Here is a 13,049-nt window from a genome sequence, read left to right as displayed (position 1 = left end):
CGCGATGAAAACACGCTGGATCTGCCAATTGGTTTCAACGGCCCGTTCAGTTATTTCCGGATATGAGAAACGCGCCGATGGCCAGGCGGGCACTCAACAAAATGCAACCGGATTAAACTTGTCCGGCCGCATCGCGGTCACTGAGAGACAACCTTCAGAGCCTCGCGCCCGGCATGGGAACCGTCTCCAACTTCGCCAGACCCTGGTTCACCGCTCGCGGCTGGAAGCCGTTCGCCTTCCAGAAACAGGTGTGGGCGGCAGTGAGACAAGGGCATTCCGGTTTGCTGCACGCCAGCACCGGGGCCGGTAAAACCTATGCCGTCTGGTTCGCCGCGCTCAACCGCTTTGCTCGCACCCGCCCTGCGGTTGAAACCACGCGCAAACGCAAACCCGTCGGCGAATCCTTGACCGTGCTGTGGATCACCCCAATGCGCGCGTTGGCCGCCGATACGGCTCGCGCACTGGAAACGCCGCTGCGCGACCTGCAGATTCCGTGGACTGTCGGCTTGCGCACCGGCGACACCAGCAGCAGCGAAAGGGCGCGCCAGAGTCGTCGCCTGCCGACGACCCTGATCACCACCCCGGAAAGCCTGACCCTGATACTCGCCCGCGCCGACGCCCAGACAGCGCTCTCAACCTTGCGCATGGTGGTGGTCGATGAATGGCACGAATTATTGGGCAACAAACGGGGGGTGCAATTGCAACTGGCCCTGGCCCGCTTGCGCCGCTGGCACCCCGGGCTGATCGTCTGGGGCGTTTCCGCGACCCTCGGTAATTTGTCCCACGCCGAGCAGGTGTTGATCCCACAGGGTGGCGGCATCAGTGTGCAAGGCCAAACCACCAAGGCGTTGCAAGTCGACACGCTGCTGCCGCCCACCATTGAACGTTTTCCCTGGGCCGGGCACATCGGCTTGAAGATGCTGCCGCAAGTGCTCGCCGAGATTGAATCCAGCGCCAGCAGCCTGGTGTTCACCAACACGCGCACGCAATCGGAGATCTGGCATCAGGCCTTGCTCGACGCCCGGCCGGACTGGGCCGGCTTGATCGCGCTGCATCACAGCTCATTGTCCCGCGACACACGCGACTGGGTCGAACGCGCGCTCAAGGACGGCCAACTGAAAGCGGTGATCTGCACCTCCAGCCTCGACCTGGGCGTGGACTTCCTGCCCGTGGAGCGCGTGCTGCAAATCGGTTCAGCCAAGGGTGTGGCGCGACTGATGCAGCGTGCCGGACGCTCCGGGCATGCGCCGGGGCGGACATCGCGGGTCACGCTGGTGCCAACCCATAGCCTTGAATTGATCGAGGCCGCCGCTGCGCACGACGCGGTGGCGCAACGTCGCATCGAACCCCGTTTTTCGCCGGACAAGCCACTGGACGTGCTGGTGCAGCATCTGGTCAGCATGGCGCTGGGAGGCGGGTTTGTGCCCGACGAGTTGTACGAAGAAGTGCGCGGCGCCTGGGCTTACCGTGACCTCGGCCCGGCCGACTGGGCCTGGGCGCTGGCGTTCGTACGCCATGGCGGGCTTTCTCTGACGGCCTATCCGGATTACCGCCGTGTCGAACCTGATGCCCAAGGGGTGTGGCGGGTTCCTGATGCACGCCTGGCCCGGCGGCATCGCATGAGCATCGGCACCATCGTCAGCGATGCGAGCATCCAGTTGAAATTCTGGAGCAAGGGGGGTGGCGGCAAGCAACTGGGCAGTGTCGAGGAAGGCTTTATCGCGCGCCTGAAACCGGGCGATGGGTTTCTGTTCGCCGGGCGGTTGCTGGAGTTGGTACGCGTTGAGAACATGACCGCCTACGTCAAGCGCAGCACCGTGAAAAAAGCGGCGGTACCGCGCTGGAATGGCGGGCGCATGCCATTGTCCAGCGAGCTGGCCGACGCCGTGGTCGCGCGGTTTACAGCGGCCGCGGACGGCCAGTTCGTCGGTCCGGAAATGCAGGCCCTGCGCCCGTTGCTGCAAGTGCAGCAACGGTGGTCAGGGTTGCCAACCGAACACAGCTTGCTGGCCGAAACACTCAAGTCTCGCGAGGGTTGGCACCTTTTCCTCTACCCCTTCGCCGGGCGCCAGGTGCATCTGGGCCTGGCGAGCCTGCTGGCGTGGCGGGTCAGTCAACGGCAGGCGTTGACGTTTTCGATAGCGGTCAACGATTACGGCCTGGAATTGCTCAGCGCCACGCCTGTCGATTGGGCGCAACAACTCGATCGCGCCCTGCTCAGCACCGATGATCTTCTGCAGGACGTGCTGGCCAGCCTTAATGCGGGCGAACTTGCGTTGCGCCGCTTTCGGGAAGTAGCCCGGATCGCCGGGCTGGTTTTCGCCGGCTACCCCGGTGCACCGAAAAGCACCCGTCAGGTCCAGGCCTCTAGCGGGTTGTTTTTCGAAGTATTCAAACAATATGACGCCAACAACCTGTTGCTGGCCCAGGCCGGGGAAGAAGTCCTGCGCGACGAGCTGGATATTCGCCGCCTGGAACAGACGCTGGAGCGGATTAACCGGATGACACTGGACCTGCATCCGATCAAGCGTCCCACACCACTCGGCTTTCCGCTGCTGGTGGAGCGCATGCGCGAGAGCATGAGTTCGGAAAAACTCGCCGACCGCATCAGACGCATGGTCAGCGATCTGGAGAACACCGCCGAGTCCGGGAAAGCCCGATGAACACGCCCTATCCGGTCGACCTGGCGGGGGAAGAAATCTGGTTGCTGCCACAGAAAGCCATCTATTGGCCCGCGCAACAGGCGCTGCTGGTCGCCGATGCGCATTTCGGCAAGGCGGCCGCCTATCGAAGCCTCGGACAACCCGTCCCTCAAGGCACCACGTCACACAACATTGCCGTGCTGGATGCAATATTGGCGGGCCTGAGCTGTCGGCAAGTGATTTTCCTGGGTGATTTTCTCCACGGCCCCGGCTCCCATGCAAAGGCCACGCTTGATGCCTTGACCGAATGGCGAGCGCGACACCCTGAATTGCCCATGACGCTTATCCGCGGCAACCACGACAAACGTGCCGGTGACCCGCCTGCCTCGCTGGATATTCGCGTGGTTTGCGAACCCCTGTTGCTCGGGCCGTTTGCCTTGCAGCATGAACCCGACCCGCACCCGACACGGCACGTATTGGCGGGGCATGTGCACCCGGTCTATCGACTGCACGGCAGGGGGCGCCAGAGCCTGCGGCTGGCGTGTTTCAAACTGGGGGAAGACATGAGCCTGCTACCCGCCTTCGGCGCGTTTACCGGTGGCTTTCAGGTTAAACAGGACCCAAGCAGCAGGATTTTCGTCGTCGGCGACAACGAAATATGGCCTGTAGGAGCGAGCTCTGCTCGCGATGAACGTCAACGATGACCAGGGCTGCCTGAATAGACGCGTCGCCCTTTCGTCCATCGCGAGCAGGGCTCGCTCCTACAGACAATGTGATCAGGCCACGGGCGCGGGAGGCGGCTCGTCCGGCAGGGTCGGTTCGCCTGGCTCGGTGGGTTGTTCGTTGGGGGTATCGGGATCAGGCTGGCCGGGGATGCCCCCTGCCATGCTGACTGGCGGGTGTGCCAACAACGACCAGGCCAAAACGCCTACCTGATTGGGCTCAAGCCTTGCCAGTTCGGCACTTATACGCGGGTCGATCTTCATAAAGCACTCCTGGGCGATGGCCCGATCCGCCTTGCGCGGATCGGAGCAGTACACTCCATAGAGTCTACGCTCGCCCAGGAATTCCCACGGTTTGTCAGACGGCTGACTCAGGTCCGCGGCAGGGTCACGCCGCGCTGGCCCTGGTACTTGCCGCCACGGTCTTTGTAGGACACTTCGCACTCTTCGTCGGACTCAAGGAACAGCATCTGCGCCACACCTTCGTTGGCGTAGATTTTCGCCGGCAAGTTGGTGGTGTTCGAGAATTCCAGGGTCACGTGACCTTCCCACTCCGGCTCGAGCGGAGTGACGTTGACGATGATGCCGCAGCGAGCGTAAGTGCTCTTGCCCAGGCAGATGGTCAACACGTTGCGCGGAATGCGGAAGTATTCGACGGTGCTGGCCAGGGCGAAGGAGTTCGGCGGAATGATGCAGACGTCGCTATGGATGTCGACGAAGCTGCCGGCATCGAAGTTTTTCGGGTCGACGATGGCCGAATTGATGTTGGTGAACACCTTGAAGTGATTGGTGCAACGAACGTCGTAGCCGTAACTCGACACGCCGTAGGAGATCACTCGGTTATCGTCGCTGCCGCGCATCTGGCGCTCGACGAACGGCTCGATCATGCCGTGTTCCTGGGCCATGCGGCGAATCCACTTGTCCGATTTGATGCTCATGGCGGTGTCCTGAATAGCGAGGTGGAAAAAATCTGTCCGGCATCTTACCGGGGCGGGCCGCCGGGTTCAAAGTGCCGGGTGCAAATCTCGACGATCACCCTGAATCTACGGCCCTTCGAAACAATACGGCGCACCGTCGATCATGAAAACCGAGAAACCTTCGCAAGAAGCATTGGCACGTTCCGGAAAAAGGGTTAAGGTGGCGTCACTGTGCTGCTTGTGTCACTGAGAATCTCTACACGATATGTTGAATTTCGATCCAACCATCTACAAGAATTTTTCCTGCTCTTTGCACTCAGTCTCGGCCAGGGTTCTTCCTGAGTCGCAGTTATCTTTGTTCAAGGAGTTACACCATGTCTAATCGCCAAACCGGTACCGTTAAGTGGTTCAACGATGAAAAAGGCTTCGGCTTCATCACTCCACAATCCGGTGACGACCTGTTCGTTCACTTCAAAGCTATCCAATCCGACGGCTTCAAAAGCCTGAAAGAAGGCCAACAGGTTTCTTTCATCGCTACCCGCGGTCAGAAAGGCATGCAAGCTGAAGAAGTTCAAGTTATCTAACTTGTACTTGCTTTAGTAAAAGGCCCCGCCCTCAAAAGCGGGGCTTTTTTGTGCCTGTGTGTTTTTCGCAGGCAAAAAAAGATCGCAGCCTGCGGCAGCTCCTACAGGGTGTACATCATTCCTGTACAGGAGCTGCCGCAGGCTGCGATCTTTTGACGCTTTACCAGGTCACGCCAAACCCTGCGGTGTAACGGGTCTTGTCCAGGTCAGCATCGTTGGTACCGCTAATGATGTCACGCTCGGCCTTGAGGTTCAGCGAAGCCCAGTCCGTGACCTTGTAGCGCAAGCCCATCTCCGCATCCAGCGCATACTCGGCCACGCCCGACAGCGGCTTGCCCACTTCGCCATTGGTGAAGAACTCCACCTTTTTGCCGATCAGATAGCGGTTGTAGTCCCACTTCATCGCCACGGAATAGAAGTTCTCCTTGCTGCCATCAGCGAATTGATAATCCGTGCGGTTGATCAGCGAACCCAGGGAGAATGCGCCCAACTCGTCATCCCAGAACTGATAACCAGGGCCGGTACCGACGGTACGCTGACGGGACAGGTCTTCAACCTTGTCGCGCTTGTAGACCAGGCGACCTTGCCAGAACCATTTGTCCGTCAGGAATCGGTCAAGGGAATACTCGGCACGCCAGTTATCCGTGGTGGTCACGTCATCCTGATACTCGCGGTTGTACTCGCCTTCCGCGATGTGCCGCCAGCGACCATGGCGCGCCGTGGTCTTGAAATCGATGTCGTAATCATCGGTATCTTTTTCGGCGCGCTGATAATCCAGGGCCGCATCGATATTGCCCTTCCACACCAGATCCTCGACCACCGGCTTGGGCTTGAGGATCTGCTGAACACTCGCCAGCTCTACTGTCTTGGGCGCATCACCGTTGGCCAGGGTCACCTTGCCATCTTCAGCGGCGTGCAGGGATTTGGCTTTCTCACCGGTGTAGGCGTCCTGCTTGACCAGCATTTCCTGGTCGCTTTCCAGGGTTTTGACCTGTTTCCAGTCGATGGGCACCGCACCGGCGTATTCCGTCTGGATCAGCAGCTTGCCACCATCGAAAAGGACGATCTTGCCGCTCAGCTTGTCACCGTTCTTCAGCCAGACGGTGTCGGCAAGCAAGGGAGAGGAGGCGCTGACGACAGCAAGGCACAGCAGAGTTCTGGACAACATAAGCAAATACAGACTCAAGATTGCGAAAAAAAGTCGGCTTGATCCCCAGGAATAAAGCCATAGGAAGGACTGACCCGACGATTTCTATTGAGTTCATTTCTCATTGCGCAATCCACGATTTACTCTACAGACGGTACTTTGATTTTTTTCAGGAACACCGCACGTGAATGCACCCACCGCAGAATCCGACAGTGCGGCACAAATCCGACGCACGGCGCTCTACCTGACCCTCGCGCAAGTGCCCGAGGGCAAGGTGGTGAGTTATGGCCAACTGGCGGAACTCGCCGGTCTTGGCCGCGCCGCCCGCTGGGTCGGTCGAACCTTGAGCCAGCTGCCAGGCGACACCAAGTTGCCCTGGCACCGCGTATTGGGCGCCGGCGGACGTATCAGCCTGCCCGTGGGCAGCCCATCGGGGGACGAACAACGCGCGCGATTGCGCCTGGAAGGCATCAGTATCCTGAATAATCGTGTTGATATTCGGCGCCATGGCTGGCGCCCGGTAGAGCACAGCGGTTAGAGTGCGCGCTTTGTTTCCGTATTTCTTGAGGCAGACTCCAGCCCATGCCCCGTAAAACCTGGCGCGCCGCGCTCGCTGCCTATGCCAGCCCCTCGACGCTTGTACTGTTGCTGCTGGGTTTCGCCGCCGGCCTGCCCTACATGCTGGTGTTCTCGACACTCTCGGTCTGGCTGCGCGAAGCCGGCGTGGCCCGCGAAACCATCGGCTATGCCAGCCTGATCGGCCTGGCCTATGCCTTCAAATGGGTCTGGTCACCGCTGCTCGACCAATGGCGCCTGCCATTGCTCGGCAAGCTGGGGCGACGACGTTCCTGGCTGGTGCTGTCCCAGGCACTGGTCATCCTCGGCTTGATCGGGATGGGTTTCTGCGACCCGCAAAAGCATTTGTCCTGGCTGATCGCCATCGCGGTGGTCGTCGCCTTCGCGTCGGCAACACAAGACATTGCGGTAGACGCCTACCGGCTGGAGATCGCCGAAGACAATCGCCAGGCCGCGCTGGCCGCCAGCTACATGTCCGGCTATCGAATCGCCGCCCTGCTGGCGACCGCCGGCGCCCTGTATTTTGCCGAAGGCTTTGGCTCTACCGGTTTCAACTACCAGCACTCGGCCTGGGCCGGCACCTACATCCTGTTCGGCGTCCTGATGGTCCCGGCGCTCCTGACCAGCCTGTTCATGCGCGAGCCGCCGGTTCCGCTGCGCACGCAACTGCAGGCCGGACGCTACAGTTTCGTGCACCAACTGGCGTCGGTCTTCGTACTGATCGTGCTGCTGGTGTCCGTGCCCGCCATGTTCACCCAGCTCTACAACACCGACTTCGCCAGCGTGCTGTTCGAAGGCGTGAGCCTGCTGGACCTGCTGCTGCAAGACCGCGCCTTCCTGCGCGCGATCCTCTACACCACGCTCACCGCCCTGTGCCTGTCGGCCATGGGACGTCGCGGCCTGGCGCCGGTACTGACGCCGGTCAACGACTTCATTCTGCGCTACCGCTGGCAAGCACTGCTGTTGCTCGGGCTGATCGCGACCTATCGGATGTCCGACACCGTCATGGGCGTGATGGCCAACGTGTTCTACATCGACCAGGGCTTCACCAAGGACCAGATCGCCAGCGTCAGTAAAATTTTCGGCCTGATCATGACGCTGGTCGGCGCCGGCATGGGTGGCCTGCTGATCGTACGGTTCGGCATCCTGCCCATCCTGTTCATCGGCGGCATTGCCTCGGCCAGCACCAACATACTGTTCCTGTTGCTGGCGGACATGGGCCCCAACCTGCAGATGCTGGTGGTCACCATTTCCCTGGACAACTTCAGTTCGGGCCTGGCGACCTCGGCATTCGTCGCCTACCTGTCGAGCCTGACCAACCTCAAGTTCTCCGCCACCCAATACGCCCTGCTCAGCTCGATCATGCTCTTGCTGCCACGCCTGATCGGCGGCTACTCCGGGGTCATGGTGGAGAAATTCGGCTATCACAATTTCTTCCTGATCACCGCCCTGCTGGGTGTTCCGACCCTGGTCCTGATCGCCCTGCACTGGTTCCAGGAGAGCCGCCGCGAAGGTCCTACACCGACGCCGGAACCCGTACCGACCCAGGTCGCGGAAGAATCGTAGGAAGCATTTGCAGGAAGAGAGACCGAGGGCGCGGCGTTTCCCGCCCTCCTGCCACACCACCGACCGCACGCCTGTACGACAGCGGATCTCGCCCGTACAATGCTCCGTCATTTCTCGTCATCAGCAATCGATAACGGCCAACCATGCGCACCAGTCAATTTTTGCTCGCCACACAGAAAGAAACGCCTTCCGACGCGGTCGTGATCAGCCATCAGCTGATGCTGCGCGCCGGCATGATCCGCAAACTCGCCTCGGGCCTGTACACCTGGCTGCCGATGGGCTTGCGAGTGATGCGCAAGGTCGAAGCCGTCGTTCGTGAAGAAATGAACGCCGCCGGCTCGCTCGAAGTGTTGATGCCGAGCACTCAACCGGCCGAGCTGTGGCAGGAATCCGGTCGCTGGGAAGAGTACGGCCCTGAATTGCTGCGCTTCAAGGATCGTCACGGTCGCGATTTCTGCGCCGGCCCGACCCACGAAGAAGTCATCACCGATCTGATGCGCAACGAGTTGAGCAGCTACAAGCAGCTGCCGATCAACCTGTACCAGATCCAGACCAAATTCCGAGATGAGATCCGGCCACGCTTCGGCTTGATGCGCGGCCGCGAATTCATCATGAAGGACGCCTATTCGTTCCACGCTGACCAGGCATCCCTGCAGGTCACCTACGACCGCATGCACCAGGCGTACTGCAACGTGTTCACCCGCCTGGGCCTGAAATTCCGTCCGGTTGAAGCCGACAACGGCTCCATCGGCGGCGCCGGCTCCCACGAATTCCACGTACTGGCCGAGTCCGGTGAAGACGATATCGTCTTCAGCAACGGTTCCGACTACGCCGCGAACATCGAGAAGGCCGAAGCCGTGCCGCGCGAAACATCGCGCCCTGCACCGGCCGAAGAACTGCGCCTGGTCGACACGCCAGACACCAAGACCATCGCCGCCCTGGTGGAGAAATTCAATCTGCCGATTGAAAAGACCATCAAGACCCTGATCGTGCACGCCGAGGAAGAAGGCAAGCTGATCGCCCTGATCATCCGTGGCGACCACGAGCTGAACGAAATCAAGGCCGCCAACCAGCCTGGCGTTGCCAGCCCGCTGGTCATGGCTTCCGATGCCGAACTGCGTGACGCCATCGGCGCCGGCGCCGGTTCCCTCGGCCCGCTGAACCTGCCACTGCCGATCATCATCGACCGTTCCGTCGAGCTGATGAGCGACTTCGGCATCGGTGCCAACATCGACGACAAGCATTACTTCGGCGTGAACTGGGAGCGCGACCTGCCGGTGCCGACCGTGGCCGACCTGCGTAACGTGGTCAGCGGCGACCCGAGCCCGGATGGCAAGGGCACCCTGGACATCAAGCGCGGCATCGAAGTCGGGCACATCTTCCAGCTGGGCAACAAGTACAGCAAGGCGATGAAGTGCGAAGTGCTGGGCGAGAACGGCAAGCCGGTCACCCTGGAAATGGGTTGCTACGGCATCGGCGTTTCCCGCGTGGTGGCCGCCGCCATTGAGCAGAACAGCGACGACAAAGGCATCATCTGGAGCGACACCCTGGCGCCGTTCCAGATCGCCCTGGTACCGCTGCGCTACGAAACCGAGCTGGTTCGCGAAGCCACCGACAAGCTGTATGCCGAACTGACGGCGGCCGGCTTCGAAGTGCTGCTGGACGATCGCGACAAGAAAACCAGCCCGGGCATCAAGTTCGCGGACATGGAGCTGATCGGCATTCCTCACCGGATCGTGGTCAGTGACCGTGGCCTCGCCGATGGCAACCTGGAATACAAGAGCCGTACCGAGGCCGAGCCGCAAGCACTGCCGGTCGCTGACGTATTGTCGTTCCTTCAGGCCCGTATCCGCCGCTGAAACCAGATAGAGACGTCATGTTCAAGCGAAACACCTTAGGCCTCGGTGGTGCCGCCCTGTGCGGCACCCTGCTGGTCAGCGGCTGTGCCAATCACATGTCACAACGCAGCGAGCACGAGGAACGTGTCGAGCGCAAACTGCTCGATCACAGCCTGCAGATCGATGTTGGCGAGCCCAAGGTGCTTGAGCTGCCGCAACGCCGGGTAAAAATCCACGAGCAAAAGACTTTCGAAGTCACCGAGTTCGAAGTCACGCGCCATTACGATCGCTACACGCCTTACCAACCCTGGCGGGAGATCTACGAGATCCCGCTGGGCGCGGTCGCGGTGGTGGGCGGTGTCGGCGCGAACGTGGCCAACGTGTTTGCCCTCGGCAATCTTCCGGATAGCGTGACCCGGGACTGGTTCAGTTACGGTTTCGCCGGGCTCAACCCGTTCATGAACGTGCAATCCAACGGTCGTGCGCAGCAGAACCTGGCCGGAATCGATGAAGTCCAGCTCGACAAGCGCACCGAATACTCGAGCCTGCCGTGGAGCGAGCGCCCGGTCGAGGTCAAGGCCGGCAAGGAAACCTTCGAGCTGAGCACCGACAAAAACGGCGTCTTGCGCCTGAACCTGTTGGACAGCCCGTTTGCCGAACATGACCTGAACCATCTGGGTAAGTTGCAGATCAGTGTCGCGGACGCCAAGGATGACGTGCACACCGATTCTTCCCTGGCGTTGAGCAACACCCTGCGCGGCAAGCTGCTCGAAGCCCACGGGCTGATCTACGACGACCTCGAAGACGACGAAGTGAGCCAGTGGGTGCACCGGGTCAAGCGCCTGTCGGAACTGGGTCTTGAAGAAGAAGCCAGCGAGCTGGAACAGAGCCTGATCGAACTGACCCGCAACGATCCCGAATTGCAGACCGAATTCCTCAAGTCCCTGACCAAGGATGCCGGGCGACTGGTGGCGGATCCGGGGCCGAATTAGGGCATTGTATAAAGATCGCAGCCTGCGGCAGCTCCTACAGAGGAACGCATTCCCCCTGTAGGAGCTGCCGCAGGCTGCGATCTTTTGACTTTAAGGTTTAACGCTCAAACAACTCCATCTGCTCAAACCCGCCCCGCAAATCCTCCAGCCTTACCCCCACCCCCAACAACCGCACCGGTTTGCCGCCTCGATTGAACGCCTGGGTCAGCAACAACTGATAACTGCCCAAATCCCGCCCTGCTCCGGCCTGTTCCAGCGTGGTCTGGGTGAAATCATGAAATTTCACTTTGACGAACGGTTTTCCCGGCCTGTAGCTGTTGTCGATTCGCGCCATGCGACCGGCCAGGGTGTCCAGCAGCTCGGGCAATTTATCCAGGCAACTCACCAGGTCCGGCAGGTCGACGTCGTAGGTATTTTCGACACTGATCGATTGCCGGCGACTGTCGTTATGCACCTGGCGATCATCGATCCCACGGGCAAGGCTCCAGAGTCGCTCGCCAAAGCTGCCGAATTCGCGCACCAGCGCCAATTTGTCCCACTCGCGTAATTGCGCGCAATCAACGATGCCAAGCTTGCCCAATTTATCGGCAGTGACCTTGCCGACCCCGTGCAGCTTGCTCACCGGCAGACCGCTGACAAAGTCCTCGACCTGATCCGGCGTGATGACGAACAGGCCGTTGGGCTTTTTCCAGTCGCTGGCGATCTTGGCGAGAAACTTGTTCGGCGCCACGCCGGCCGAGACGGTGATGTGCAGCTGATTCGATACCCGGCGACGAATGTCCTGGGCGATGCGCGTCGCGCTACCGCCGAAATGAGCGCTGTCCGACACATCCAGGTAAGCCTCATCCAGGGAAAGCGGCTCAATGATGTCGGTGTAATCGCGGAAGATCGTATGAATTTCCTTCGATGCTTCTCTATAGGCATCCATACGCGGCTTGACGATGGTCAGGTCCGGGCACAGCTTCAACGCATGCCCGGACGACATGGCCGAGCGCACGCCATAGGCCCGCGCCTCGTAATTGCAGGTCGCAATCACGCCTCGCCGATCCGCCGCCCCGCCCACTGCCAGCGGCTTACCGGCCAGGCGCGGGTCGTCACGCATCTCGATGGCGGCGTAGAAGCAGTCACAATCGACGTGGATGATTTTTCGCTGGGTCATATCAATGCGGTGTTCATGCGCGGTGTCGGATAGGCAGTATCTCACTGACACCTGTATATAGCACCAGTAGTCAGAATCTTCTTTGGCGGCTGTAGGAAAAGCAGCCGGAAAATTTATTTTCTCAATCAAAAGTCTCACGCTGATAGAGCTTGAGCCCTTGCCACGCCTGCCTCTCAGCCCGACCCATCCCTTCGAGAGCAACCTAAGCGATTGAACCTGAAGAGGTTTTACCGATATTGAAGGTTGACACCCTGTCGATCCTCTGTAGAATGCCGACACACAGACGCGGGATGGAGCAGTCTGGTAGCTCGTCGGGCTCATAACCCGAAGGTCGTCGGTTCAAATCCGGCTCCCGCAACCAAACATCAAAAAAGGCTACTCGAAAGAGTGGCCTTTTTTGTGCGCGCCTGTTTTTCAACACGCTCGTATCCCTGCTCTGTGCCGGAATGAGAATCCGTTCATTTTCCGAAACTTAAGCCCTTCCTGCGACCGTTTGACCCGTTTCTACATTTATTTGACCCCATTCGGGATTAACGGTTGACACCAAGGCGTATCTCTATAGAATGCCGCCACACAGACGCGGGATGGAGCAGTCTGGTAGCTCGTCGGGCTCATAACCCGAAGGTCGTCGGTTCAAATCCGGCTCCCGCAACCAAACATCAAAAAAGGCTACTCGAAAGAGTGGCCTTTTTTGTATCTGTTGAAAAAGTCCTTTCGCAACAATGATCTGTCACTGTGTGGTGAGCCGTTGGGGGTCACCCATGCGCCGAGTTCAGGCTATGCTCAATCGCAGCCCCAGCCCACGACGACTGAAGTCACGCCGTCGCCGACAACTGGCGCAAGGCGTTACTATTTGTGATTATTTTTTTCTACAGGGATTGGTAACTTGGCTGGATACCCCCATCC

General features: G+C 60.0%; 11 protein-coding genes and 2 tRNA genes. 9 read left to right on the top strand and 4 right to left on the bottom strand.

The features are described from left to right. Positions 1-173: 173 nt before the first annotated feature. Complete coding sequence (locus tag F8N66_RS08465) at positions 174-2,663, top strand: ligase-associated DNA damage response DEXH box helicase (protein WP_150769739.1); 2,490 nt, start codon at positions 174-176, stop codon at positions 2,661-2,663. Beyond that, positions 2,660-3,346: a ligase-associated DNA damage response endonuclease PdeM gene (pdeM, locus tag F8N66_RS08460; protein WP_150769738.1), complete on the top strand. Its 687-nt coding sequence runs from the start codon at positions 2,660-2,662 to the stop codon at positions 3,344-3,346. The genes F8N66_RS08465 and pdeM overlap by 4 nt, the downstream gene beginning before the upstream one ends. A 72-nt stretch (positions 3,347-3,418) precedes the next feature. Here pdeM and F8N66_RS08455 read toward each other — a convergent pair whose 3' ends face one another. Next, positions 3,419-3,628 (bottom strand): hypothetical protein, encoded by a 210-nt coding sequence (locus F8N66_RS08455; RefSeq protein WP_008060697.1) that lies wholly within the window; start codon positions 3,626-3,628, stop codon positions 3,419-3,421. Positions 3,629-3,735: 107 nt separating this feature from the next. Further along, positions 3,736-4,302: a dCTP deaminase gene (dcd, locus tag F8N66_RS08450; protein WP_150769737.1), complete on the bottom strand. Its 567-nt coding sequence runs from the start codon at positions 4,300-4,302 to the stop codon at positions 3,736-3,738. Positions 4,303-4,655: 353 nt separating this feature from the next. Here dcd and F8N66_RS08445 point away from each other — a divergent pair, with 353 nt between their 5' ends. Next, the gene (locus F8N66_RS08445; RefSeq protein ID WP_002554837.1) at positions 4,656-4,865 is read left to right on the top strand and encodes a cold-shock protein; all 210 of its coding nucleotides are present in this window, start codon (positions 4,656-4,658) and stop codon (positions 4,863-4,865) included. Between the two features lie 160 nt (positions 4,866-5,025). On the opposite strand, the gene F8N66_RS08440 is transcribed toward F8N66_RS08445, so the two are convergent. Further along, entirely contained in the window at positions 5,026-6,033 is a 1,008-nt protein-coding gene (locus F8N66_RS08440) for a DUF481 domain-containing protein (protein WP_150769736.1), read from the bottom strand. Between the two features lie 163 nt (positions 6,034-6,196). On the opposite strand from F8N66_RS08440, the gene F8N66_RS08435 reads away from it, so the two are divergent. The 4 genes from F8N66_RS08435 (at position 6,197) to F8N66_RS08420 (ending at position 10,984) form a co-directional block, all read left to right on the top strand. Beyond that, positions 6,197-6,550, top strand: a complete 354-nt coding sequence (locus F8N66_RS08435) for an MGMT family protein (RefSeq protein WP_150769735.1) — start codon at positions 6,197-6,199, stop codon at positions 6,548-6,550. A gap of 44 nt (positions 6,551-6,594) precedes the next feature. Next, positions 6,595-8,154, top strand: a complete 1,560-nt coding sequence (locus F8N66_RS08430) for an AmpG family muropeptide MFS transporter (protein ID WP_150769734.1) — start codon at positions 6,595-6,597, stop codon at positions 8,152-8,154. A gap of 143 nt (positions 8,155-8,297) precedes the next feature. Continuing rightward, on the top strand, positions 8,298-10,013 hold the full coding sequence (locus F8N66_RS08425) for a proline--tRNA ligase (RefSeq protein WP_150769733.1): 1,716 nt from the start codon (positions 8,298-8,300) through the stop codon (positions 10,011-10,013). Between the two features lie 17 nt (positions 10,014-10,030). Beyond that, positions 10,031-10,984 carry a hypothetical protein gene (locus F8N66_RS08420; RefSeq protein ID WP_150769732.1) on the top strand — a complete coding sequence of 318 codons (954 nt, stop codon included), beginning with the start codon at positions 10,031-10,033 and terminating at the stop codon, positions 10,982-10,984. A gap of 97 nt (positions 10,985-11,081) precedes the next feature. On the opposite strand, the gene dinB is transcribed toward F8N66_RS08420, so the two are convergent. Beyond that, positions 11,082-12,143 (bottom strand): DNA polymerase IV, encoded by a 1,062-nt coding sequence (gene dinB, locus F8N66_RS08415; protein WP_150769731.1) that lies wholly within the window; start codon positions 12,141-12,143, stop codon positions 11,082-11,084. A 284-nt stretch (positions 12,144-12,427) separates the two neighbouring features. On the opposite strand from dinB, the gene F8N66_RS08410 reads away from it, so the two are divergent. Continuing rightward, positions 12,428-12,504, top strand: a tRNA-Met gene (locus tag F8N66_RS08410). A 217-nt stretch (positions 12,505-12,721) separates the two neighbouring features. Then, a tRNA-Met gene (locus F8N66_RS08405) sits at positions 12,722-12,798 on the top strand. Positions 12,799-13,049: the final 251 nt, after the last annotated feature.

The sequence above is a fragment of the Pseudomonas fluorescens genome (assembly GCF_902498195.1).
GTDB lineage: Bacteria > Pseudomonadota > Gammaproteobacteria > Pseudomonadales > Pseudomonadaceae > Aquipseudomonas > Aquipseudomonas fluorescens_BU.
The sequence above is the reverse complement of the archived record's forward strand: the minus strand, read 5'-3'. Positions and strand labels throughout refer to the sequence as shown.